Raw genomic sequence first — 24,999 nt, forward strand, 5'->3', positions numbered from 1 at the left:
ATTGTATTTTTATTGTATACACAGAAAACACATAATAAATTCGTGCTTTTCTAGAAAATTATCCTTTAGATTCATTAAGTTATAATCACGATCAATAAACGACAGCGTCGGTTACAGGAAAGAATCGAGTCGTTTTTGGAACGTTTTTTCCTAGACCATTCGATAATAGAGCTTATTGCCAAGCGCACTTTCGTGGAGCCGCGGTTGGCCCCATACGACACGCCAGGCAGCGTTTGCGACATGCCTTTGAACGCGCAAGGACCGCACTCACCTTACTGCCGTATCGGCCGGAACAGGATGGGTCGATCTTTGTAGTGCCCAGAGGTATCGTCCTGCTCCAACTCGATGCCTTCGAAATCAGCCAAGCCGACGCGAGCGACTCCCGGCGCCGCCGCTTGACACACATCGAATGCTCCTCTGTCGCGCGCTTGCGGCATCAGTTCTCCTTTCAGGATTCGCCATGATGGCTAGTGAAGAAACGAGCAAGAAGATCAAGGGCTACCGCCGGCTGATTCCGTCCATGACGGCGTTGATGGAGTTCGAGGCCGTCGCGCGGTTGAGCAGCTTCACACTGGCAGCACAAGAACTGGGCGTGACCCAGGCCGCCGTCAGCAAACAGGTCAAGTATCTGGAAGAAACCTTAGGTACCCGGTTATTCCATCGCCTACACCGTGCCATCAAATTAACCAGCGAGGGCTACGTGCTGTATTTGGTGGTCTCCGAATCCATGCAGCGCATGGCGAGCGTCTTCGACAAGATTTCCGAGGGCATGCCCGAACAGGAATTGGTGCTTGCCTGCACGGCGGCGTTTTCGCAACTGCGCATCCTGCCCAGGTTGGCCGCGTTGCGCCTGTCGCAACCCAAGCTGCAACTGCACCTGATTACACAGCCGCTCAATCCTGAGGTGAGCCGGCAGGATGTCGATCTCGCCATTCGCTTCGGCAATGGAAAATGGGAAGACGGCACGTCGATTCTCCTGTTTGACGAAGAGGTTTTTCCGGTCTGTTCGCCAGCTTGGCTGAGCGCCCATCCCGCTCCCCTGTCGGTTGACGACTTCCTGCATTTGGATCTCATCGATTCAGAAACGACGCTGGAAGGCTGGATGACCTGGAACAGCTGGTTCAAGGAACTCGGGGAGAGTCGCCCAAAGATGAATTACAGCCTGCGTTGCAGCAGCTACAACGACACCGTGCAGGCGGCGCTACGGGGCTATGGCATCGCCTTGGGTTGGAGCCGGTTGCTGGGGCCGATGCTTCTCAGTGGTGAACTGGTTCGTATCACGCCCTATGTGGTGAAACCCAAGGATGCTTATTACCTGATTATCCCGAATGGTCGGGAAACAACCCCCTTAGTCCGAGCCCTGGTCGATTGGCTGCAAGATGAATCGGTATTAGCACACTGACCTAGAGGATAAAAACAAGGGCTGTTTATTTCGCATAACTTTTAGATATGCCCAGGTGAAAATAAAGCGTATTGACGCAAACCCACCCTCTTTCAATACTGGCCGCCACCTCATCTACCGATACTTTAGATCGATCCCGCGAGGCCATAATGACAACTGGCGAAAAATCCCAACAAGAACTTGTGAGCACCCGCGCAGCGGGTCATGGCATGCCGGGGGCATTGTTTGGCCGCCAGGATATCTTCGAAACCGACCTCGATATTTTTTTCAGCCAACATTGGATTCTGCTAGGTGTCACCGCCGACATTGCCGAACCCGGGGATGTTTCGACCATCGATATAGGCCCCGCCTCAATCATCCTCCTACGCGACGAAGATCAGCAGATACGTGCCTTTCGCAACGTCTGCCGCCATCGCGGAGCACGCCTGAAGCCAGCCGGCAAATCGACGGTCGGCCTGCTGGTTTGCCCTTACCATCAGTGGACTTATGCTCTTGATGGTAGCCTGAAGCACGCCGCGCACATGGGCAAGGCGTTCGATCCAACGTGTAAAAGTCTGATGGCTGTCCATACCAAAATTGTCGGCACGCATGTGTTCGTTTGCCTGGGCGATCAGCCTCCGGAAGACATTGCCTATCTGGAAGAAACGATGGCACCCCGGTTAGCCCGCTACCAACTCACCCACTCGAAGATTGCCTATGAGGCGGACGTCATCGAAGACGGCAACTGGAAGTTGGTCATCGAAAATAATCGCGAGTGTTATCACTGTTCAGCGACCCATCCGGAATTGACCGCCTCGTTCCTGCCGGAGGACTTCGGTTATTGCGCGGATGGACTGGGCGAAGAATCGCTGCGGGCGCTGGATGCCTATGCGCAACGCAATGCCGCGGCAAAACGCAACTGGGAAAACGATGGGTTTATCTGCGATGCGGTAGAGCATCTGGACGTTGACGCAGTCACCCAATTTCGCACGCAGCGACTGGTCATCGCCGGCCATGGCGAATCGCAAACGCTCGACACCCGGGTGGCGTGTACGCGCCTGTTCGGTGAGCTCAGCCGCCGCGACCTCGGCGACGTTCACCTGTGGACGCATAACTCCTGGAGCCACGTGATGAGCGATCACGCCGTGATCTCATACATCATCCCGCTCGCACCGGACAAAACCCTGGTGCGGACCAAGTGGCTGGTGAATGCGGATGCCATTGAGGGCGTGGACTACAACCTCGACAAGCTGACCGAAGTATGGAAAGCAACCAATCAGCAGGACGCCAACCTTGTCGCCATCGTTCACCGCGGCACCCAGGATCCCGGCTACTCGCCTGGGCCCTTCTCGGCGTTCACCGAGTCCTACGTTGATCAGTTCTCTCGCTGGTACGCCGCGCGGCTTGCCGCACAGACTGTGTGAGGAATGAGCATGAGCCGCCATGAAAAACCGCCGGTTAGCGCCGGCGCCGAATCCGCCCAGCGAGTCTTCACCCATCCTGACACCTGGAGCGCCTGCGGCGCACAGTGGAACAGCGGCGAACAAAAGTCGCTGCACTGCTGCGCTGTGCGCGACGAAACCCACGACGTAAAGACCTTTATCTTTCGCAGTGCGGATTTCAGCGCCGTCAGTTTTGAACCAGGGCAGTTCATTACCGTATCGCCGATCATCGCCGGGCACGGCGTGTCACGCTGTTATACGCTGTCCTCCTCGCCGACACGGCCCTTTACGCTTTCGATCACTGTCAAGCGTGTTCCCGGCGGCACGGTATCGAACTGGCTGCACGACAACCTGCGCGAAGGCGACAGGCTGCTTGCTTGCGGCCCGGCGGGCAGCTTCACGCCGGTCGGCCGTCCAGCGGGCCGGCTGCTGTACCTGTCGGCGGGTTCCGGAGTGACCCCGTTGATGTCCATGATACGGGCCAGCTTCGATCTGGCGGCGGACTTGGATATCGTCTTCATACACAGTGCGCGAACGCCAATCGACATCATTTTCCATGACGAACTGAATCGGATGCAGGCCAGCAGGCCGGGCCTGCGCGTCCTCAACATCTGCGAAGGGCGTGGCGTCGACACGGATTGGGCCGGACCGATCGGCCGGCTGGATTTGACCTTGCTCAGCGAACAGGTGCCCGATTTCAGGGAGCGAGAAATCTTCACCTGTGGGCCACAAGGCTATATGGATGCGATCAGGACGCTACTCAAACAGGGGAGCTTTGATTTTCAGCATTATCACCAGGAAAGCTTCAATATCGCGGCGCTGGACGAGTCACCTGTTATTGAGCCGGTACCCGTCCTCAATCAGCAGGAGGGCTTGTTTACGGTCACGCTGTCCCGCTCAGGTAAAACCTTCAGCATGCCAGGTAACCAGACGGTACTGACGGCGGCGAAAAAGGCTGGTGCCATCGTCCCCTCCTCCTGCAGCCAAGGGGTTTGCGGCACCTGTAAAACAACCGTGCTGCAAGGTACGGTGGAGATGAACCACAACGGCGGCATCCGCCAGCGTGAAATCGACAAGGGACTGCGCTTGCTCTGCTGCAGTCGCCCGACGTCGGACCTTGTCATCGATTTGTAAACCCACCCCTTTTTCAATAGTCCGTTCAAACCAGCCAAATCAAAATCACTTTCCAGGTGAGTCCATTGACCTCGCGCGTAGAAAAGCCCATCGCTGGAGAGCTGAACGGGCATCTGGACACAACCTATGAACGTTTAGTGGCTATCCGTGGGCGGACTGCATGGCACCTGGGGCATCAAGCGGTCGGTTTCTTTTTTGACCACCGCGTAGCACTCGCAGCTCAGTTGCTCGAGTTTGGCCCTGTCCAGCACCTTGATATGACCGCGGCTGTATTCAATTACGCCCAGGCGTTGCAGCTTACCGGCGGCATCGGTTACGCCCTCTCGGCGTACACCGAGCATATTGGCAATCAACTCCTGGGTCATGGTCAGTTGATTGTCCTGCAGGCGATCGAGAGACAGCAGTAACCAGCGGCACAGTTGCTGATCAATGGAGTGGTGCCGGTTGCAGACTGCGGTCTGGGCCATCTGTGTAATCAGTGCCTGGGTGTAGCGCAGCATCAGTTGGAGCAGCTCCCCATGGCGATTGAACTCGTCCTTGAGGCGCTGGCCAGGCAACCGGAAGGCATGTCCGGCACTCTGGACAATGGCTCGGCTGGGGGTGCTTTCGCCGCCCATGAAAACGGCGATACCGATCAAACCTTCATTGCCAACCACTGAAATCTCCGCCGAAGCACCGTCTTCCATCACATACAGCAGGGAAACGATAGCGTCGGTGGGGAAATAGGCATGGCGCAGGGCATCGCCGGATTCGTAGAGCACCTTGCCCAACGGCAGGGTGATGAGTTCGAGATAGGGCAGCAGGCGCGCCAGCGCTTGCTCGGATAGAGCGGCCAGGAGATGGTTCTGCTGTGGTTTGGGAACATCGAACATATCCGCCACCAGTCAAGGAAAGGTGTTCCGAGGACTACAGATTAGACCAAACACGCCGATCAGTTGTCCCCATTCACGAGAGCATCCATTGCCGGCCATGCCTAGCGCATGATGAATCCGCCATCAACCGAACAAGCAACTTTCAGCATCCATTCACCCACCTTCACCCCGTATGAAACAGGCACACCAAATCGCGCTGGTGGTCGGCGAGTTTGCTTAGTTGCGTGCTGGCCTGTGAGGCTTGGTCCATCCCTTGTGTCACCGCCGTGGCCACCGCATCGATATTCGCCACATTCTGCTGGATCTCCTCGGCGACGGCCGCCTGCTGCTCGACAGCACTGGCGATCTGCGTATTCATATCGGTAATGACTGAAACGGCCTCGACAATCCGTGCCAACGCCTGACTGACCTGCGTCGATTGCTCAACACTGTGTGCCGCCTTCTCCTGGCTGAATTGCATGGCATTGACCGCCTCCTGCGTGCCGCGTTGCAATTGTTGGATCAGCCCTTGGATTTCCCCGGTGGCGTTTTGGGTTTTTCGCGCCAGATTTCTCACCTCATCCGCGACCACCGCAAAACCTCGGCCTTGCTCCCCTGCTCTGGCCGCTTCGATGGCCGCGTTCAAGGCCAACAGGTTGGTCTGTTCGGCGATACCGCGGATCACTCCCAGGATTGCACTGATATTTTCACTCTCCCCGGCCAATTGCCGGACCGCGTTCACGGCCTGGGTAATGTCCAATGCCAGTTTTTGTACAGAGGACGTGCTGTGGGCAACGATCTGAGTACCCGCCGACGCCTCTTGATCCGCTCGCCGGGCAGCGCTGGAAGCCTGGGTGGCATTTCTGGAAATTTCATGGGTCGTGGCGGCCATTTCATTGACCGCCGTAACAACCAGGCCGATCTGCGCGGTCTGTTGCTGCATGACCGCCTGCGCGCGTGAAGCGATGCCCGCGCTGTCAGCGGCCGAAGCGTTGACTTGATGCACGGATTGCACGACCTTGTGAATGAGCGTTTGCAGCGTCCCCAGAAAGGTATTGAGCCCCTTTGCAATAGCGCCTGACTCGTCATGGCGGTCGCTGCGCAAACGCAAGGTCAGATCGCCACCGCCTTTGGAGATATCGTTCAGCATCGCCACCATCTGCCGTAATGGACGGGCGATCCCGTAGCCCACGCCTGCCATGACCAGTACACCCGCCACTGCGATCAACAAACCGATCAGCCCCATCTGGATCAGCGCACGTTTCTGCTGGGCCTGCATATCGCTCTTCAAAGCGCTCAAGTCGCGCTCGACGATATCCAGCGGCAGACGAATCATCAGCGTCCAGTGGGTTCGACTATCGCCGACGGCAAACGGCAGGAAGAGCTCGACCAGGTTGCGCCGGCGATCAAGGTTGAAGATCGGGGCAGCTGCCACACGTCCCAATGTCGCAAGGCTGTCGGCATCCAGCAGCTTGGCTGCCGGTTGGGTAATCATCTGCGGATTCTTGCTGTAGGCGATCAGGTTCTGATTCTGTCCAAACAAGGCGACTTCGGCAGCACCGTCATACAGCGCCTGACTCGACGTCGTAACCAGCCCCTGGATGAAGTCTACCGAAGGTGCATCGGCCGCAATTCCGACAAATCGCCCCTGCACGGTGATGGGCACCGAAAAAATCGGCAGCAAAATATTATGGCCCTCGCTGGTATAGACCCGGGGGTCGAGTACGCACAATGGCTGACCGGCTTTAGGGCATAGGTAATACTCGCCTTGGCGATAACCCTCCAGGGCCGGCGTCGTGTTCTCCATATCGGTCATCGGGACCAGCAGCGGCCCTTCGGGAGTACGTACCCAGGCCGGTAGAAACCGCCCTTCGGCGTTATGCCCAGGCTGCCCGCGGTAAGCCGCATCCTGCCGGTCTACCCCACCAGGCTCCCAACCAACGGAAACGCTGAGCAAACTGGCATTACTCTCGAGCAGGCGCTTCAGGGTGGCGGTGAGACTCTCTCGTTTAACACCGTCAGCCTCTTTGGCTTCAGAGGCCACCAGATCCGCCAGGTAACGGGGAATACTCGCCGCATCGCGAAGCTGCGAGGCAATCTGCCCGACCTGCTCTCGGGCGCTGCTCAGCAGGTAGTTTTTCAGGTTCGCCTGCAACTGGGCCTGTATCCGCTGCTGCACCAGTTCCTGGGTCTGCTGACTGGAGTAAAGGGTAAACGCCAGCAACGCCGACACCGCCAGGATCAGGATACTTCCGGCCAGAAAGGTGATGGATATTTGTACGGAGCGAAACTTCATACCGCGTCCCCGAGTTATGGTCTTTACAGCACAGCGCAACACCTGCCCCCAGGGGTCAGGTGTTGCAGAGAATCAAAGGGAGATGGGTACCGAAAAACGCAGGTTGAACCTGTCACCCGCAACGTCATTTCGGGTATGGATGTCATGGTTGTAGCCCGCCATGATGTGGACGCCGCCGAACTGATAGCCGATCAGCGGACCAACGCCAAAGTTGAGCGCCTTGCAACCACCATTTTCCGGACAACCCGCGGCGACAGCACCGGCACCGGAGTCACTGGTGATCTGGGTGACCTGGTTGGCCCCCAACCCCACCGTCCACTTGCCGAAGGTCCTGGCCGCCGTGTAATCGACCTCCAGTTCCTGGCCTGACTTGTACTGAGTTGCGGTATTTTTGAAGTTGTAAGAGTAAAAGGCATCCATGCTCAAATTCCATCCATCATGCAGCCAGCTCACCCCGAGCTCGGGTTGTACTGTCCAATAGCCGTTGCCTGAACCGAGGCCACCGCCGGAAGGCGGGTGCCCCGGAGACGAACTGGCATCATCCGCATAAATCAACAGAGCAGTTTTTACATGGAAATCATTGGGCAGCGACCAGGACAAGATGCCGGGCACCAAGACAGTATTGAACGTACCCCAATGGCCATTGTCGGACAGGTTCGCATCATGGGGAATTTTCAGGTTGGAGTAATCGAAGGGTTGCGCCAGGGCCATGGCGTAATCGGCACCCAACACCTTGATACCTGTTTGCCATAAGACGATGGGGACCTCGACCTGACCATCAACCTTGACACCCGTCTTATGCCCACTGTTGTCGTACTGGTTGAACGAGACCGTGTAACTATTAAGCACGCCATAGACACCCGGCGGCGGTAAAGCACCTGCCGCCATCCCTTCGTCAATCCCTGGAAGATGAGCTTCCCATAATTCTTGTGCATAGACTTGACCGACGGCCAGAGCCATACACATCGACGCCACGACAACACAGGTTATTTTTTTCATTTCAATCATTTCCCACGTTATTATTGTTTTAAAGTCATTGCTACAGGCAAAGCTTCGCCATCCGAACCAATCTGACAAACATAAAAGTTTGCCTGATTGATTCGTTTTACTTACTCCTTACTCATCCGTTAGTTGCAGCTTCCCATCTCTCTACTGTCGCTAAACCCGGAAACATGAGTCGCGCATTGGTTAATTCGAAGGTGACGCGGCTTCACAACGCAGGCGCCGTGAAGTCGCCGGTTCCATTAATCAGAACGGGTACATCGGGGCCTCGCTTTTAATCGTCACCCATTGCCACTGGGTGAACTCTTCCCAGTTCGCCGGTCCACCAATACTGCTGCCATTGCCCGAGGCGCCGAATCCGCCGAACGGGTTGATGACTTCATCGTTCACGGTCTGGTCGTTGATGTGCAGCATGCCGGTGCGCAGTCGCTCGCCGAGCCGCAAGGCGCGGCCAACGTCGCGGGAAATGATGCCCATGGACAGCCCGTACTCCGTGAGATTGGCCAGTGCCACCGCCTCGTCGTCGGTGTCGAAGGGCGTCAGGACCGCCACCGGACCGAAGATCTCCTCATTGAACGCGGGATTGTCGGGTGTCACACCGCTGAGTACCGTCGGCTCGAAGAACAGATCACGGTAACTACCACCGATTTCCAGGCGTGCACCAGCATTACAGGCATCCTTGACGATGCGCGCGGCATGATCGCGTTGCACGGCGTTGATCAGCGGGCCGATATGCACATTGCCCGTGGCCGGATCGCCAACGACCATGCCCTTGACCTTGTGCACCAGCTTTTCGATGAATTGCGGGTAGAGGCTGCGCTGCACCAGCACTCGCCCGGAAGCCATGCATATCTGTCCCTGGTGCAGATAGGCACCCCACGCGGCGTTCGCCACGGCAATATCCAGATCGGCATCATCGAGCACGATCAATGAGTTTTTGCCCCCCAATTCCAGCGAGACTTTCTTCAAATGTCTCCCGGCCGCCTCCCCCACCTTGCGCCCGGCAGCAGTGGAGCCGGTGAATTGAATCATGGCAATGTTGGGATCGGCAGTGAGCGCCGCGCCCGCCGCACCGTCCCCCGGCAGCACGTGTAATAACCCGGCAGGCAGCCCGGCCAACTCGAACAAGCGAGCGACGACAAAGCCACCGCAGATCGAGGTGCGCGGGTCCGGCTTGAGCACTACCGCATTGCCCAGGGCCAGCGCCGGGGCCACTGCGCGCATCGCCAGACAGAGAGGGAAATTGAATGGCGAAATCACCCCCACCACCCCCAGCGGCCGACGGCGTGCAAGGCTCAAGCGGCCAGGTACGGATGGCAGCACTTCACCTGCGGAGCGCGACGGCAAACCAGTGCATTCATGCAACACGCGGCAGCTGACCGAGGCCTCGAACGCCGCCTTGGTCAGCGTCGAGCCGCTTTCGCGGATCAGCCAATCGACGATCTCGTCATGGTAACGCTCAGCCAATACAGCCGTGCGACGGATGATCGCCGCCCGCGCCTCATGATGCAGTGCGGCCCATTCCGGCTGTGCCCGCCGCGCTTGGGCGGCAGCTTCGCTGATCAGCCCGGCATCGGCCATGGCGATATGCCCCAGGGTGGCACCAGTCGCCGGCTCGGTAATCTCGGCATCACTGTGACCGCTGCGCCACTCACCACAGAACAGCTTGCCGCTCCAGATCGCACGATCAAGCAAAGTTGCTGGCAGTTCTTCGTTCATAAGGTTCTCCATTGTCCTTCGGTTCAATCCCGAATCTCGGTCTGTGGTGGCAGGTCCAGGTGGTTACGAATAAAGGCGGCAGCTCGCTCCATGGTCCAGGCGGTGCTGGGCAGAGCCCCCGGCATTTCGATAAAGCCGTGGATCATGCCGGGTAACTCCAGATGCTCGACCCGATTGCCGGCCGCCTTCAATACATCGCCGTAGACGCGACCGTCGTCGCGCAAGGTGTCGTACTCGGCGGTGAAGATCAGTGCAGGTGGAAGATCACGATGGTCGCCGGCCAGTAGCGGCGAGATACGCCAGTCCTGCGCGTCGCTGCTATCCCCGAGAAACAGCGCTGTCCAATGCTTCATCAATTCGCTCGTCAGCGGCGCTACGCCAGCGTTTTGCACCCGTGACGGGAAACGGGTCCAGGCCGACGGGGTGTTATCGGTGGAGGGATAGAACAGTACCTGGGCCCGCAGCTTGACCTCACTAGCGCGCAATGCCAGACAGGCCATCGCCGCCAGACCGCCCCCCGCACTGTCACCGGCGATGGCCAGGCGCTCTGTATCGATACCCAGCATCCCGGCGTCCCGGACCACCCAACGCAGTACCTCGAGCACATCGTCGGCGCCGCTAGGCATAGGATGTTCCGGGGCCAATCGGTACTCTACGGTGAGCACAGCGCAACCGGACAAATCGGCCATTCGCCGGCACACCTTGTCGTGACTTTGCAGGCTACCGACGACCCAACCGCCACCGTGCAGGTAGACGACCAGAGGTGCGGCCCCCGCGGTCAGGGAAGCCGGACGATACAGGCGCACGGGAATCGCTGCGCCAGTGGCGCTGGTCAGGTCTTCAACTGACAGCATCTCCACCACCGGCCCGCCCAGCATGACGGAAAGCTGCTCATAGAAATGACGAGCGTCGGCGGTCGGCAGTTGCTCAAGTGGCGGCGCACCAGACGCCGCCATCTGGCGCAAGACCCTCTCGACTTCAGGGTTCAGTTTCATTGGTTTGCTCCGTTCGGGCTTAAAATTTGTAACCAATACCGAGGTTGAACACATAATTCACCTGTGCGCTCACGTTGACGCCGGTACTCGTGCTGTCACCGTGGACACTGGCGTTGCTCGCCTTGATGTAGCTGCCCGTCAATTCCACGCCATTGTCAAAGGCATACGTGCTGCCCATGCTGTAATGGTCACGCTGCATCAAGGGCGCCAGCGTGGCGAAAGTGGTTTCACCTCTGGGGATCAGTTCGCTGGCCAGCGAAGCACCTGCGCGTACTGTCCAATGCGAGTCCAGCTTCCATGCGGAACCGAAACGCACAATCCGCTGGTTGCGCCAGCCGAAACCGGGGCCATCGCTGTCACCGAGCTGGCCGCCTTCGGTCATGCTGTTGCCGTAGCCTTTCTCGCCCGCCCAGTTGATCCACTGGTAATCCAGGGCCAGGGTGACCGCCGGGGTGAGCTGGTAGGCCAGGCCGCCGCCGGCTATTTGCGGCATGTTCAGCCGGCCTTGTGGCAGCAGGCCGGCGTAGCGGTCCATTTTCCGAAACCAAATCGGGCTGGCGTAGCTCAGACCGACATTCAGGCGCTCGTTCAATTGGCCGAGGTAGCCCAGCGCGAAACCGCCACCAAAGGTCTTGTCCGGCCCCGGCGTGGCAAATCCCAGCCCTTCGAGCCCGGCGACTTCAAGGCGCTGATAGGCCAGGCGCGGCGAGAAACCCAGGTAATGGCCGGGCGCCACGCGCCAAGTCAATGTCGGTGCCAGGACGGTCTGCTTGAAATCGGACTTCAGGTTGCGACTGCCGAACACCGGCTCCTTGTAGTCCAGCTGCACGCCCTGGGCAAACATCGAGACGCCCCAGCTGAAGTCATCGTTGATGACCTGACTGAATCCGCCCGTGGGGACGACAATATCAGCCGTATCGGTGTAACGATTGGCGCCCACATCGGTCTTGATCGGCGCACTCAGGACAGTCACGTCGAAATCGACGCGATTGCCCACCAACGCCATGCCCGCCGGGTTGTTGGCCGACACGGCGGAGTCTTGCGGCAGCGCGATCGACACACCGCCCATGCCCATGGCCTTGGCGCCATAGCCAGGCAGCATGACGCCATCGTTGCCGTAAGCCTGGGCGCTCCCCAGCAAGGCCAGGGGAAAACCGACAAGAATAAAACGCTTCGTTGGGCGAGCCTGCAGGCCGCCCGCCTTCAACCCAATAGAAGTGACCATGGAGGGTGTTTCTCTTTTATTGTTGTTATGAAACCGGTAACCCGCGTCAGTCGTGAGTGCTACCTATGCGCAAAATGGCCTTGAGGGTCTTGCCGCTGGTGCTGTCCGCCACCGCCTGGTTGATCTCTTCGAAGTCATAGAACTTCACCATCCGGTCAAAGGGAAAGCGCCCCTGGCGCCACAGCTCGATCAGGCGAGGAATCAGTATTTTCGGCACCGAGTCACCCTCAACCGCACCACCCAGGACCTGGCCGAACAACAGGCTCATGACCGGTATCCTGACCTCGGCCCCAGGTGGTGAAATGCCCACCATGGTGCAACGGCCCATGGGCAACAGGCATTCAACGGCCTGACGTATCACCGTGGTGTTAGCCGTGGTGTCGATGGCGTAATTCACCCCGCCCCCTATCGCACGCACCGCTGCCACCAGGTCATCGCACGCGGCATTGATGACATGGGTGGCCCCCAGTTCCATGGCCAGTTCCAGGCGATTGGCGTGCAGATCCACCGCGATAATGGTGGCGCAACCGGCGACCCGGGCCGCCATGATTGCCGAAAGGCCCACCGCGCCTGCACCGAAGACCACGATGCTGCTGCCCACTGGCGGTTTCAAGGTATTGAACACCGTACCGGCGCCCGTCTGAATACCGCAACCCAATGGGCCCAGTAGCGAGAGGTCGATGTCCTTGGGCACCTTCACCGCATTGCGCTCGGTAGCCAGTGCGTAAGTCGCGAATGAAGACTGGCCAAAGAAGTGGCCACTGACCTCCTTCGTGCCCCAGCGAATCTGCGCGCTGCCATCCGCCCGACGGCCAGAAAGATTCAACGTCATCATCTGCGCGCAGTAGGTGGGAAAACCGGCGAGGCAGTTGTTGCACTTGCCACAGTTGATCACGGTCAGCACCACATGATCCCCCGGTACCAACTCGGTCACGGCCTTGCCCACTCGTTCCACGACTCCGGCACCCTCGTGGCCCAGCACGGCGGGCAACGGCGTTGGCAGATGCTGGTCACGTACACTTATGTCTGTATGGCAGACGCCGGTGGCGACAATACGCACAAGAATTTCGTCGTCACGGGGGGTGTCCAGCTCTACATCGGTCATCGTCCATTCGGCCCCACAGCAAGGGGTCATGGCGGCACGGGCTTGGGTCATGGTACTTCTCCTTCTTATTTTAATGGTGCTTCTGGAAAGGCGTTCCTGCGGTAAAACGGACGACGCCAGGGGGGCATGAAACGTCCCATGGCAGGTAGCTTGTGCAAGGATCGCTGAGGGTGAGAAGGCGAACTTGTCGAGGCGTGCGGTAACTTGTCTGACGGTGCAGATTTTTACTGGTACGGATACGATTTTTAGGCCACTATCAAGATACAGTTATGTATGTTTATGCGTATCGGTGATGCCGACACCAAAATAGAGGAATAACAATGACAACCTCGTCGCCTCTCCCAGTCGTCGCCGCGCCTGGTGGCTTGCCCGCCCCATCCGCCGCGGCAGTAAACGACATGGCCTTTCTCGATGGCTGTCGGCGTGCTTATCCGACCGTTTCGGTGAGTGCCTCGGACGCCGGCGCCATCCAGGGCCGCATTCGCTGGCGTATGGTCGAACACTTTCCCATTGCCCATGTGCGTACGGCCAACGCCATTGTTGAGTCTTGCGCCGGTGCCGCCGCTGAGCAGGGCATGGCCGAACACTACAAATTGGTGTGGCAACTGGGCGGCAGTGCCTTTTTCGAAAATGCCCGAGGGCATACCGATATCCAGGCTGGCCAGGCGATGATCGTGCCTTTTTCCAGCGCTTATCGGCTGCATGCAAGGGGGCACTACAATGCGCTCACGGCGGTTTTCGGTGCTGATCGGCTGCCCCGTTGGAAGGGCCTTGCGGACGAGCTATGCGGTCAACCACTGAGGGTTGATGCCGCGTTCAATGCCACTGCCGCCAGCATCGGCTCGCTGTTGCGCAAGGACACTCATATGGCCTCGGCGTCGTTGGTGGTGGAGTACGCCATTGATCTGATGTTTCGCTCGTTGCTGGAACAGCGGGCGTGCACACCGCTGGCGCCTGCCCGCGGCGGCAATCGACTAGAGCGTGCTCGCGAACTGGTGCAGCAGAACCTCGACGACCATGGCTACTCCCCGGCGCAGATCGCCGATGCCCTGGGAATGTCACGACGCTCGCTGTACGAAGCCTTTCGCCAGTACGGCACCACACCCGCGGGTTTCATCAGGCAAATTCGCCTGGAACATGCGCGTCGAGACGTCCTGCGTAACGGTGCCGATGCTCCCAGTCTCACTGAAGTCGCCCTGCGAAATGGCTTCAATGACAGCGCCAGTTTCAGCCGAGCCTTCCGTGAAGCCTTCGGTGTAGCACCCAGCGTGCTTCGCGCGGCACATTGAGCACAGCCCCCTGGCCATGGCTTTTGATCGGACGGATCAAAAGACTCGCAGAAATGCTTCCAGTGCGGGCGTCAGATTTTCCGGATGGTAGGCCAGCGCCAGCTCGATGGTCGGTGCCTGTCCGCTCAAGGGCACCGATACCACCCCTGCGGGGTACAACTGCTGAGCGTATTCGGGTAATAACGTCACCCCACCCATCGAGCGGATCAGCGACAGGGCCATGCTCAGGTTTTCGGCCTCGTAGGTCGAGGTCAATGCAACCTGCACGCTTTCGAAATACCGGTCGACCAGCTCACGCAGCACCGGTGCATGTTGATGGGCGACGTTGATGAAGTTCTGCTGGGCCAGTTGCTGCGCCGTAACGGTCGCCAAGGTGGCCAAAGGGTGCTCCGCCGGGACGGCAGCCGCCAGCCGCTCGTGGCGCAAGTGCTTGAGCGTCAACCCGGCACAATCCTCGGAGGGCCGCACAAAGGCGGCGTCAATCTCGCGGTTGTGCAGCGCATTGATCAGCTCGGGGGATGACTTGTTGTGCAGGGTCAGTGTGACGGGTATCAGGTCGTGACTGAGTGCACTCATGACCCGCGCCAGCAACTCCATCTCCACACCAAGCAAGAAACCGAGCGCCAATGTTTGGGACTGCACGCGAGCGGTTTGCCGTGCGCGCTCCACCGCCCGGTCAGCCTGGGACAGAACCAGCCGGGCCTCATCGAGGAAAACCGTTCCGGAGGGCGTCAACGACATCTGCCGGGTACTGCGCTCGAACAGCGTCACCCCCAGATAATTTTCCAAATCCTTGATCTGCCGGCTCAGCGACGACTGCACGGTGTGGAGGCGCGTCGCTGCCTGGGTGAAACTACCCGCCTCGGCCACGCAGACAAAATAACGAAGATGGCGAAGTTCCATGCTGACCAATACCTTTACTGCATAAATAAAGGCTCCCACGATAGTGGAACAGGTCGAGCCCACGCAATGCTTGCGCATAGCCCCACAAGGCTCCACTACCTGATCAGCATGCCCTCCTCCCCCTATATATTTCGGCCGCGGCGTGGAGTATCAGACAAACGCGTCGGCGTAGAAGCGTTCGCTATCCAGCCCCCGCTCGCCGATGTAGGCGTTGCGCGCCGAATCCACCACGATCGGTGCTCCGCAGGCATAGACCTCGAAATCACGCAGACTGCTGAAATCCTTCATCACCTGCTTGTGCACAAAGCCTGTGGCCCCCTGCCAATCGCATGCCGGCCCAGGCTCGGAGAGCACCGGGGTATAACGCAGCCAGGGCAATTTTTTCTCCAGTTCCATCAGTTCCGCGTGCCGATAAAGGTCGGCCCTTCTGCGCCCGCCCCAGTACAAATAGACCGGCCGGCGGTTGTCGCCTTGTTGCTGCAATTGCTCGAGCAAGGCCTGAATCGGCGCAAAGCCAGTACCGCTGGCCAGGAAGACCATCGGGCGATCGCTGTCCCTGAGGAAAAAGCCACCGAACGGCCCTTCCAAACGCAGCAGGTCTCTGAGTTTAAGTGTATTGAACACGTGCCCGCTGAAGAGTCCGTCGGGCATGTGTCGCACATGCCACTCCAACTGGTTGTCGTGCAACACACTAGTGGCCATGGAGTAGCTGCGACGCTGACCGTCCTTGAGCAGTACCTGTACGTATTGGCCGGGCAGGTATTTGAAGGTGTGTTGAGGCGGCAGCATCAGGCGCAGGATGGCTACGTCGTCACTGACTTTTTCAATGTTCGCCACCCTCCCCGCGGTTTGCTGCACCGAGATACCTTTGATCGTGGTGACCTCGGGGGCGTCAATGACCACATCCGAGCGTGCGCTGGCGCAGCAGAACAACGCCAGGCCCTGCTCGCGTTCAGCTAGGGAAAGAACCTCCAGCGGACTGTTGCCATGGTCTATCTCCCCACTGACAACCCTGCCCTTGCAACTGCCGCAGGTGCCTTCGCGGCAGCTGTGCTTGAGCATTAGCCCCTCGGCCAGGGCTCCATCGAGAATCGTCTGTGCCAGCTTGGTCTCGAAGGTCTGCCCCGAGGGTTGGATCGACACGTGAAAGCTCATGATCTGTCTCCTTGCCGCCCCTTGCTTGCGCTCAACAGGTCCAGTGCCACGTCGACAATCATGTCTTCCTGCCCGCCGACCATACGGCGTTTGCCCAGTTCGACCAGGATGTCCACGGTTTTGAGGCCATATTTGGCCGCAGCGATTTCGGCATGCCGCAGGAAACTGGAGTACACCCCGGCATAACCCAGCGCCAGGCTTTCGCGGTCGACCCGCACAGGGCGGTCCTGGAGCGGGCGAACAATATCGTCGGCGGCATCCATCAGGGTGTAGAGGTCGGTACCGTGGTTCCAGCCAAGGCGTTCGGCGGCGGCGATAAACACCTCCAGCGGCGCATTGCCAGCTCCTGCGCCCATGCCGGCAAGGCTGGCATCGATGCGGTCGCAACCTTCTTCCACCGCGGTGATGGAGTTGGCGACACCCAGCGACAGGTTGTGGTGGGCGTGCATACCGGTTTCGGTTTCCGGCTTGAGCACGGCTTTGAACGCGCGGAAACGATCGCGGATGTCCTGCATGTTCATCGCCCCACCGGAGTCGGCCATGTATACGCAGGTGGCGCCGTAGCTCTCCATCAACTTGGCCTGCCCGGCCAACTGCTCAGCAGGGATCATATGGCTCATCATCAGAAAACCAACGGTGTCCATGCCTAGTTCACGGGCATATTCGATGTGCTGTTTGGAAACGTCGGCCTCGGTGCAATGGGTGGCGATGCGCACCACCCGGGCCCCGGCGTTGTAGGCCGCTTTCAGATCGTGAACGGTGCCAATGCCGGGCAACAGCAAGGTGGTGATCTTGGCGTGGCTGATCACATCGGCCGCCGCCTCGATCCATTCCAGATCGGTATGCGCGGCAAAGCCGTAGTTGAAGCTGGAACCTTGCAGACCGTCACCATGGGCCACTTCGATGGAATCGACCCGGGCCTTGTCCAGCGCCCGGGCAATGTCCTGCACGTTTTGCAAGGTGTACTGGTGACGTACGGCGTGGCTGCCGTCGCGTAGCGTTACATCGCTGATATAGAGCTTTTTGTGGGCGTTCATGGTCGCTCTCCTCAGGCAGCGTTATGGATTGACTGGGCCATGCGTTCAGCAGTGGCCAGTGCGGCGGAGGTCATGATGTCGAGGTTGCCGGCGTAGGCTGGCAGGTAATGGGCGGCGCCTTCGACTTCGAGGAATACCGAGGTTTTCAGGCCCGAGAATTTGCCAAGCCCCGGAATGTTCAGCGGGGCGTCTTCCGGGATGACGTCGAACTGCACCTTCTGCTTGAGGCGATAGCCCGGCACATAGGCTTGCACCGCAGCCGCCATCTCTACGATGGACGCCTCGACCTTGGCCTGGTCAACCGCTTCGGACAACACGAACACCGTGTCGCGCATCATCAGCGGCGGCTCGGCCGGATTCATCACGATGATCGCCTTGCCCTTGGCCGCACCACCAATCACCTCAATCGCCTTGGCGGTGGTCTCGGTGAATTCGTCGATATTGGCCCGGGTACCGGGGCCGGCGGATTTACTGGCAATCGAAGCGACGATTTCAGCGTAATGGACCTTGGTCACCCGCGACACCGCCGCCACCATCGGAATGGTCGCCTGGCCACCGCAGGTGACCATGTTGACGTTGAGCTGCTTGAGGTTCTGCTCCAGGTTGACCACAGGCACGCAGTACGGGCCGATGGCCGCGGGCGTCAGGTCGATCAGACGGATGCCGGGTTTGATCGAGCGCAGGAACGCATCGTTCTTCACATGGGCGCCGGCCGAGGTAGCATCAAAGACGAAATCGATGTCAGCGAACTGCGGCATCCGCGTCAGCCCCTCGACACCTTCATGGGTCGTCGCCACGCCCATGCGCTGGGCACGGGCCAGGCCATCGGAAGCCGGGTCGATACCGACCATGACGGCCATTTCCAAGTGTTTGCCGTGGCGCAGAATCTTGATCATAAGGTCGGTGCCGATGTTGCCGGAGCCGATAATGGCGACTTTGGAGAGACGATTAACTGGCATGGGAAAGTGCTCCTATGGCATGGGCGAGCAGAATGACCGCCGCATCGGGTTGCTCGGCGTGTAGACGCACGACCTGATCGGCCCGAAGGGTCAGTGATTGGCGTTGATTGATGTAACCTTTGTCGGTAATTTCCCCGGCATCAAGGTTGGCCGGCGTATCGAGAATGAGCAGCCGGTTGACGTGTTGCGATGACGCCGGGCTTTCCTCGGCCAGACGCACAAGACCGGTCAGTAACACCTCACGCACCGCCACACAGGCCGCCAACTCGTCGGCAGACAGACAATGGCCATCCTCACCGGCCAGTGCGCGCAGCGCTGGCGCGGCAAACAACAGAATGCCAATGGCGTCGCGATCGTGCCCGGTGATGACACAATCCTGGACATAGGGAGACAGCGCACTGAGCACGCGCAAACGCAGAGTCCCGACAGAAACCCAGGTACCGCTGGTGAGCTTGAAGTCTTCAGTCACCCGTCCGTTGAACTGAATACCCTTCTCAGGGGCCGCGGAATCAACCAGTGTCCCGGCGTCACCAATGCAGTAATAGCCTTCTTCGTCGAAGGCTTGGGCGGTCAGTTCGGGGCTGTGACGGTACTCGGTAAACACCGACTCACCCCGCACGCGCATCTCGAACTTGTCGCCGCTGGGTACGAACTTGATCTCGACACCCGGCACGGGCAAGCCGATGTTGCCAGGCGCGTCGATGGGATAATGCACACTGGTCAGCACCGGTGAGGTTTCAGTCGAGCCCCACTCGGACGAAAAGAACAGTGGAGTCAAACGTACCTGCGCAGCGACGCTCTTCAGGCGCTGCCAGAGGCTGGCCGGCAATGCCGCTCCGGCGTAAAACACCATGTCCAGCCGCGCGAAGAACGCCAGGGCCAACTCTTTATCCGCCTCCAGGTACGGCAGCATGACTTCATAGCCCTTGGGCACGTTGAAGAACAGCGTCGGCCGCACTGAGCGGATATTCTCCAACGTGCGCTCTATCGCACCGGGCATCGGCCGCCCATCGTCGATGTAGAGACTGCCACCGTTACGCAGCACCAGGTTGAAGTTGTGGTTACCACCGAATACATGGCTCCAGGGCAACCAATCAAGCACCACCATTTCACTGTGCTCGACAAACCTCCAGCACTGCGCAATCGCCTGCTGGTTGGCGCAGAGCATCCGCTGTGTAGTCACCACGACCTTGGGCACACCGGTAGATCCCGACGTCAGCAAATAGCGGGCGTGGTCGTCAGGGCCCAAACGGTTAAAGGCCGCCATGACCGCCGGTGTTTCCTGACGGCCATAAAGCTCAGCGAGTGCGATGCAACCCTCAAGGGCATCCGGGTTGCGCACGGCAATGATCGGACATCCCGGCTGTGTCAGGCTCAATGCACGCCGGTAGCGCTGCCCATCATTGACGAATATGACCGCCGGCCCAAGCGTCTCCAGGATCGCGCGCAATTTGCCGCAGTCCCCGGCGGACTGGGAATAAGCCACCGAGATCGTCGACACGGGCACACCGATGTGCATGGCGGCCAAGGACAGCAGCGCGTGGTCGATGTCGTTTTCCGACAACACCACAAGCGGTGCGCCCTTGGGCAGATCCAGGTCAAGCAGGCTTTGCGCCAATGCGCCAACCTGGTGACGAGCCTGGGCGTAGCTCAGACGATGCCACTGGCCTTCCCGGCGCTCGGCCAGGAAGGTCTGGTCCGGGCGCGCGACCGCCCAATGCTCAAGCCATTGGCCGACACAGCGAGCATAGGGTTGCAACGGTTCGGGCGAGCGCAAAATGAAGCCACCGTCGCGGTGAGCCTCAAATTCCACGCGTGCAGGGGCCAATAGCTGGCCATTGAATAGGTCAGTCACGTTTACAGTCTCCTGAGCGCTTGATTTCAGCGCTTCATTGTTCTTGTTGTCACGTCAGGTGCTACTCGCCACACGCAAGGCGAGTCAGAATGAACGGCCTACAGTGCTAGACGAAACGGCAACTGACCTCACCGAGGCGAGTCAGGCGCAAATGCAGGCGGTCGCCCGCGGTAACGCTCACCATCGGGCCCAACGCACCGGACAGCACCACATCACCGGCGAGCAAGGGGCGCCCGGCCCTGGCCATGGTGCGTGCCAACCAAAGACAGGCATCCAGGGGGTTGCCCAGGCAAGCTGCACCGACACCCATGGACACCTGATCGCCATTTTTGGACAGGGTCATGCCCTCAAGGCTCAAGTCCAGATCACTCAGCTTTACCGGGTGTTTGCCGAGTACGTACAAGGCACTTGAGGCATTGTCGGCCACGGTATCGACCAAGGTGATCTTCCAGTCCTCGATGGCCGAATCGACAATTTCCAATGCCGGCAACAGGTAGTCGATTGCACTGAGCAATTGCGCCAAGGTGGTGTCCACCGCCAGTAGATCGTGCTTGAGCACGAATGCGATCTCGCCCTCGGCCTTGGGCTGGATCAACCGGCTACTATCGATGATGCCGCCATCGAGCACCTCCATATCGGCGAACAGCATGCCGAAATCCGGTTGATCGACCCCCAGTTGCTGTTGCACCGCCAGGGAGGTCAGGCCCACCTTGCGCCCGGAAAGGCGCCGGCCGACCCGCAAGGCACGCTCGGTGTTCAGCTCCTGAACCGCGTAGGCGTCCTCCAGGGTGTGAATATCGAAACGTTCGGAAATTCGACCGCCGGCCACTGCATTGTCGCGCGCGATTTGCAACGCATCGGCGGCGGCGATCAATCGTTGGTTTATTTCGCTCATGGCTGAACCTTCCTGTCGAGTGTGTGATGACCCACGCCCCGCTCCAGGCTGGCGTGGTAGCCCGCGAATAGCTCGGCGACCAGTTGTTGGGTGGTGCTCGAGTGCTTGACCTGAGCGACACCCTGACCGGCAGACCAGACGTCTTTCCAGGCCTTGTTGGCACTGGCGATATTCCCGGAAAAATCAATAGCGGCCGCCTGATGGGTCTCAGGGTCGATCCGGGCCTTGTCCAGCGACGGCTTCATCCAGTTGGCGAGCACACCGCTGACCGCCTTGGTGAGCACCAGGTCGTCCATGGAACATTGCGCAAGCATTTGCCGGTACTCATCACCGACCAGGCTTTCAGTGGTCGCGATAAAACGGGTACCCAGCACGGCAAAGTCGGCGCCCATGACCTGTGCGGCATGGATATCGCGACCGCTGGATAGCCCCCCGGCCAGCCCCAGCGGCCCGTCCCAGAACTCACGCACTTCGGCCAGAAAAGCAAACGGATTGTAGTGGCCGGTATGCCCACCGGCGCCATTGCACACCAGTATCAGGCCATCGACGCCAGCGTCGACGGCCTTGCGCGCCATGGCGGGGGTAATGACATCGGAGATGACCTGTCCACCGTAACTGTGAACGGCCTCCATCACCCGCTTGGGACTGCCCAGCGCGGTCGAAACGATGGGCGGCTGAAAACGCCGAACCAGCTCAAGCTCGGCAGGGTAGCGATCATAGGTACTGTGGACAATCATGTTGAACAGCCATGGAGCCGGGCTGATGCCCGCCTGGCGAGCGGCGTCGAAGTCGGCGTGGATATCTTCGAGCCACTGTTCAAGCACCTCGACTGTCCGCGCATTAGGGGCCGGTAGGCTGCCGATCACCCCGGCCCGACAACAGGCCTTCAATAGTTCAGGCCCTGAGACCAGGAACATCGGGGCCGCCATCACCGGCAGGTGAAGCGTGTTCAACAGCGATTGCAATCGGGACTGCGAAGGCGCGCCCGGATTCGGATATGTCAGGCTCATTGGCCGGCCTCTTGTTGTCATTATTGGATTCAATGCACGCACGGTGGAGCTCAACCCTGGGTACGGACCTCCCAACCGCCGTCGCTATGGATGATGTGAGCGGTGGTCTGGCTGGCATTGCGCCGCGAAGCGAGCAATACGTAATGCCCAGTATGATCCTCGGGGGCGGCGATGCATTTGAGCGGAACCGCGTTGGCGGCGGCCTGCTCAAAATCGGGGATCTGATTAAGTGGCACACTGCGTTTGCTCAGCCCATCCAGGCTCTTCATCGCGGTATTGGTCGCACCCGGTGCCACCCCATTGACCCGAATATCGGGGGCCAACTCGTAGGCCAACTGGCGAATCATGCCGACCAGCGCATGCTTGGCCGTCACATACAGAATGCCGCCGCCACCTGCATAGAACGCGCTATTGGACAGGGTAAAAACCATGCTTCCGCGGCTCTCGCGCAACGCATCGATGCAGCAGCGCGCGCCCAGCAGGTAGCCTTGCACGTTAATCGCAAACAACTTCTGGAAGGCCTCTTCGAATGCTTCCGGGGCAATACGATCAAGCCGCGTGAAGTAGTCGAACACCGCGGCATTGCCGACAAAGGTATCGAGTTTGCCAAAGGCCTCCAGGGTTGCCGCGACCGCCGTCTGGTTGTCCGCCGCCCGTGAAACATCACCCCGAATCGTGATGATCCGGTCACCCAACTCCGCCTGCAACGCCGCCAACTGCACGGGGTCACGAGCCATGACCGCCACGCGCGCGCCTTCCTCGACATAACGACGCACAATCGCACTACCGATTCCGCCAGTGCCACCGGTGACCAGCGCCACCTGCCCTTCGAGCCAACCCATGTGCGTCTCCTACAGAAAGGTATTGATGTTCTTGCACAGCAACATCGCGTTGGGGATGAGCACCTTGCGCTTGAGCAACTTCAAGCCGTCTGCCTCATGGCGAAGCAGATCCTCACGGCGCCCCACCAATTGGGCTGACTCACTCAGGCCCCGGCTGCGTACGTTGATGAAACACGAGTGGGCAATGAACTCGCCCGGCTCGGCGCCAGCAAACACTTCTATGTTGCTGATGACATGCACATTGCGGGTGGGCGGGTTTTCAGCCCAGGCCGAGGGCTGCTTGAAGCGAGCAACCCGCCGCTTCAAGTCACGCAAGGTGTCATCGAAGTACGCCATATGCTCAAGGGTATAGGGCCCGGTTTTGTCTTCGCGTCGACGGTTCTCGATTCCGGGCATCCAGTAATGGATGGCCTCGGACAAGGTCAGCAGCCACTCATCCCAGCACTCGTTGTCGAGCAAGCGGGCTTCTCGCAGCAAGAAAGCCTGCACCTGACGCGCCTCTTCCAGGCCCACCGGTTGTTCGTTTTTGAAATCCATAGTGACGCCCCCTCAGCGCATCGTGCCGTTACGATCAGGCACATCGGCCCAGGTCGGTGCCTGGAGCAGGTCCTTCCAGCGCTGGTAGAACGCGCGGGCATTGCATTCGTTGAGCTGGCCCTTGAAAACATTGCCCGGCAGTTCGCTGTTGTCGATTCGAGTATTCATGCCAAGACCCACGTACAGGTCCTGATAGCGCGTGACCATCCCTCGACTCGTCTTGGTGCAGTACTCCCAGTTCTCGCCGTCATCCATTTCAAACACGCCAGTCGGCGAAAACGTCATCATCGCCCCACGTCGCCACTTTTCCTTGATGTCTTGCGGGGCACTTTTGTTGACAATGACCCAGGTGTACAACTCAATCTTGTCCGGGCCGCGGGGGTGCCAGACACGCACGGTGTTCTGCCCTGGCAGGAAGGAAAAATTGGGGAATACGGTAAACGACGAAATCGAGCCAATCAGCTTCGAGCGAAACTCTCCCAGTCGCTCGGCGACCTTTGGCCGCAGTACATGCAGGTACTTGTTGATCTCCTTTTCGCCCAGAGTCGCGGCATTGCCGACCACATCGGTGGCGAATTCATAACCGTGGCCATTCCAGTTCACCGAATAGGATTCCGGCAGTTCGCCGACATTGAGCACCGGACCACCGAGCATGGCCTTGGCTGCCGAATCATGAGTCCAGCCGCCGTGCAGAATGTCACCGACAAAATTTTCCGCGGCGATTTTCCAATTGCATTCGATGGTCGAACGTATGCAGCCGCCAGAAAACTCACTGCCGCCTTCGTCCATGTCGAGCATGACGTCCAGGTACCAGGTCATCGGCCCCAGGTATTCCTCCAGGCTCGGCGCGTCGGCGGCAAAGTTGGCAAACACCAGTCCTTTGTAAGTCGCCACGCGGGCCTGGCGCAGACCATGCTGAGATTTGTCGAAACCGCTGTCCTCGTAGCACTTGGACTCGTGCATGCCCATCAGGCGTCCACCGTCAGCGCCGAATGACCAGCCGTGGTAATTGCAGATAAAGCCTCGAGCATTGCCGGCCTCGGCAAAACAGACCTTGTTGCCGCGGTGCGGGCAGGCATTGAGCATGACCTTGATTGACTGGTCTTTTTGCCGCACCACCAGCACCTCGTCCTCGCCCATGGTGGTGGTCAGATAATCACCCGCCTTGGGTAACTGCGACTCGTGCGCGACGAACAGCCAGCAGCGAGCGAAGACCTTTTCCAACTCCTGTTCGTAGATATCTTTGTCCCAGAACACTTTTCCGGACATCCTGCCGCTTTCCATGTCACAGATTCGGTCCAGGTTGCGCAAGGGTTCGCTGGCGTCGATGGGCCTGAGTTTTATGATGTCGCTCATATGAGCCTCAC

General features: G+C 59.3%; 21 protein-coding genes and 1 pseudogene. 4 read left to right on the top strand and 18 right to left on the bottom strand.

The annotated features are described in order from the left end of the window. Positions 1-463: 463 nt before the first annotated feature. The 3 genes from AC07VG_RS02430 to AC07VG_RS02440 all read left to right on the top strand — a co-directional run bounded on the left by AC07VG_RS02430 (position 464) and on the right by AC07VG_RS02440 (position 3,957). Positions 464-1,402 (top strand): LysR substrate-binding domain-containing protein, encoded by a 939-nt coding sequence (locus AC07VG_RS02430; protein WP_495020464.1) that lies wholly within the window; start codon positions 464-466, stop codon positions 1,400-1,402. A gap of 149 nt (positions 1,403-1,551) precedes the next feature. After that, positions 1,552-2,805 carry an aromatic ring-hydroxylating oxygenase subunit alpha gene (locus AC07VG_RS02435; protein WP_495020383.1) on the top strand — a complete coding sequence of 418 codons (1,254 nt, stop codon included), beginning with the start codon at positions 1,552-1,554 and terminating at the stop codon, positions 2,803-2,805. A gap of 9 nt (positions 2,806-2,814) precedes the next feature. After that, positions 2,815-3,957 carry an FAD-binding oxidoreductase gene (locus AC07VG_RS02440; protein ID WP_495020384.1) on the top strand — a complete coding sequence of 381 codons (1,143 nt, stop codon included), beginning with the start codon at positions 2,815-2,817 and terminating at the stop codon, positions 3,955-3,957. 134 nt (positions 3,958-4,091) lie between these two features. Here the strand turns inward: AC07VG_RS02440 and AC07VG_RS02445 are convergent, their stop codons facing one another. The 8 genes and pseudogenes from AC07VG_RS02445 to AC07VG_RS02480 form a co-directional block, all read right to left on the bottom strand. Continuing rightward, positions 4,092-4,829: a Crp/Fnr family transcriptional regulator gene (locus AC07VG_RS02445; RefSeq protein WP_495000374.1), complete on the bottom strand. Its 738-nt coding sequence runs from the start codon at positions 4,827-4,829 to the stop codon at positions 4,092-4,094. A 163-nt stretch (positions 4,830-4,992) separates the two neighbouring features. Further along, entirely contained in the window at positions 4,993-5,751 is a 759-nt protein-coding gene (locus AC07VG_RS02450; protein WP_495020465.1) for a methyl-accepting chemotaxis protein, read from the bottom strand. A gap of 102 nt (positions 5,752-5,853) precedes the next feature. Next, positions 5,854-7,104 (bottom strand): annotated as a pseudogene (locus AC07VG_RS02455) (methyl-accepting chemotaxis protein); the annotation flags it as partial. 72 nt (positions 7,105-7,176) lie between these two features. After that, complete coding sequence (locus AC07VG_RS02460; RefSeq protein ID WP_495020385.1) at positions 7,177-8,112, bottom strand: SphA family protein; 936 nt, start codon at positions 8,110-8,112, stop codon at positions 7,177-7,179. A 240-nt stretch (positions 8,113-8,352) separates the two neighbouring features. Next, positions 8,353-9,825 carry a benzaldehyde dehydrogenase gene (locus AC07VG_RS02465; RefSeq protein ID WP_495020386.1) on the bottom strand — a complete coding sequence of 491 codons (1,473 nt, stop codon included), beginning with the start codon at positions 9,823-9,825 and terminating at the stop codon, positions 8,353-8,355. 23 nt (positions 9,826-9,848) lie between these two features. Then, entirely contained in the window at positions 9,849-10,820 is a 972-nt protein-coding gene (locus AC07VG_RS02470; protein ID WP_495020387.1) for an alpha/beta hydrolase, read from the bottom strand. Positions 10,821-10,839: 19 nt separating this feature from the next. Further along, positions 10,840-12,045, bottom strand: a complete 1,206-nt coding sequence (locus AC07VG_RS02475) for an OmpP1/FadL family transporter (protein WP_495020388.1) — start codon at positions 12,043-12,045, stop codon at positions 10,840-10,842. 46 nt (positions 12,046-12,091) lie between these two features. Then, on the bottom strand, positions 12,092-13,201 hold the full coding sequence (locus tag AC07VG_RS02480; RefSeq protein WP_495020389.1) for an NAD(P)-dependent alcohol dehydrogenase: 1,110 nt from the start codon (positions 13,199-13,201) through the stop codon (positions 12,092-12,094). Positions 13,202-13,470: 269 nt separating this feature from the next. Between AC07VG_RS02480 and AC07VG_RS02485 the strand changes: the two genes are divergently transcribed. Further along, complete coding sequence (locus AC07VG_RS02485; RefSeq protein ID WP_495020390.1) at positions 13,471-14,439, top strand: AraC family transcriptional regulator; 969 nt, start codon at positions 13,471-13,473, stop codon at positions 14,437-14,439. Between the two features lie 36 nt (positions 14,440-14,475). Here AC07VG_RS02485 and AC07VG_RS02490 read toward each other — a convergent pair whose 3' ends face one another. The 10 genes from AC07VG_RS02490 to AC07VG_RS02535 form a co-directional block, all read right to left on the bottom strand. Beyond that, the gene (locus AC07VG_RS02490; protein WP_495020391.1) at positions 14,476-15,342 is read right to left on the bottom strand and encodes a LysR substrate-binding domain-containing protein; all 867 of its coding nucleotides are present in this window, start codon (positions 15,340-15,342) and stop codon (positions 14,476-14,478) included. A 150-nt stretch (positions 15,343-15,492) separates the two neighbouring features. Continuing rightward, on the bottom strand, positions 15,493-16,497 hold the full coding sequence (locus AC07VG_RS02495; RefSeq protein WP_495020392.1) for a CDP-6-deoxy-delta-3,4-glucoseen reductase: 1,005 nt from the start codon (positions 16,495-16,497) through the stop codon (positions 15,493-15,495). Beyond that, positions 16,494-17,534, bottom strand: coding sequence for a 4-hydroxy-2-oxovalerate aldolase (dmpG, locus tag AC07VG_RS02500; RefSeq protein WP_495020393.1), 1,041 nt, complete (start codon positions 17,532-17,534; stop codon positions 16,494-16,496). Before dmpG ends, AC07VG_RS02495 begins: the two co-directional genes overlap by 4 nt. An 11-nt stretch (positions 17,535-17,545) precedes the next feature. Then, positions 17,546-18,493 (bottom strand): acetaldehyde dehydrogenase (acetylating), encoded by a 948-nt coding sequence (locus AC07VG_RS02505; protein WP_495020394.1) that lies wholly within the window; start codon positions 18,491-18,493, stop codon positions 17,546-17,548. After that, complete coding sequence (locus AC07VG_RS02510) at positions 18,483-20,348, bottom strand: feruloyl-CoA synthase (protein ID WP_495020395.1); 1,866 nt, start codon at positions 20,346-20,348, stop codon at positions 18,483-18,485. The genes AC07VG_RS02505 and AC07VG_RS02510 overlap by 11 nt, the downstream gene beginning before the upstream one ends. A 106-nt stretch (positions 20,349-20,454) precedes the next feature. Beyond that, positions 20,455-21,243 (bottom strand): 2-keto-4-pentenoate hydratase, encoded by a 789-nt coding sequence (locus AC07VG_RS02515; RefSeq protein WP_495020396.1) that lies wholly within the window; start codon positions 21,241-21,243, stop codon positions 20,455-20,457. After that, positions 21,240-22,247 (bottom strand): NAD(P)H-dependent flavin oxidoreductase, encoded by a 1,008-nt coding sequence (locus AC07VG_RS02520; protein WP_495020466.1) that lies wholly within the window; start codon positions 22,245-22,247, stop codon positions 21,240-21,242. The genes AC07VG_RS02515 and AC07VG_RS02520 overlap by 4 nt, the downstream gene beginning before the upstream one ends. A 56-nt stretch (positions 22,248-22,303) precedes the next feature. Beyond that, positions 22,304-23,095: a 3-(cis-5,6-dihydroxycyclohexa-1,3-dien-1-yl)propanoate dehydrogenase gene (gene hcaB / locus AC07VG_RS02525; protein WP_495020397.1), complete on the bottom strand. Its 792-nt coding sequence runs from the start codon at positions 23,093-23,095 to the stop codon at positions 22,304-22,306. 9 nt (positions 23,096-23,104) lie between these two features. Continuing rightward, positions 23,105-23,632, bottom strand: a complete 528-nt coding sequence (locus AC07VG_RS02530) for a 3-phenylpropionate/cinnamic acid dioxygenase subunit beta (RefSeq protein ID WP_495020398.1) — start codon at positions 23,630-23,632, stop codon at positions 23,105-23,107. A gap of 12 nt (positions 23,633-23,644) precedes the next feature. Further along, positions 23,645-24,988, bottom strand: a complete 1,344-nt coding sequence (locus tag AC07VG_RS02535) for an aromatic ring-hydroxylating oxygenase subunit alpha (protein ID WP_495020399.1) — start codon at positions 24,986-24,988, stop codon at positions 23,645-23,647. Between the last annotated feature and the right edge of the window lie 11 nt (positions 24,989-24,999).

The organism is Pseudomonas sp. GW821-FHT03C07 (assembly GCF_059420925.1).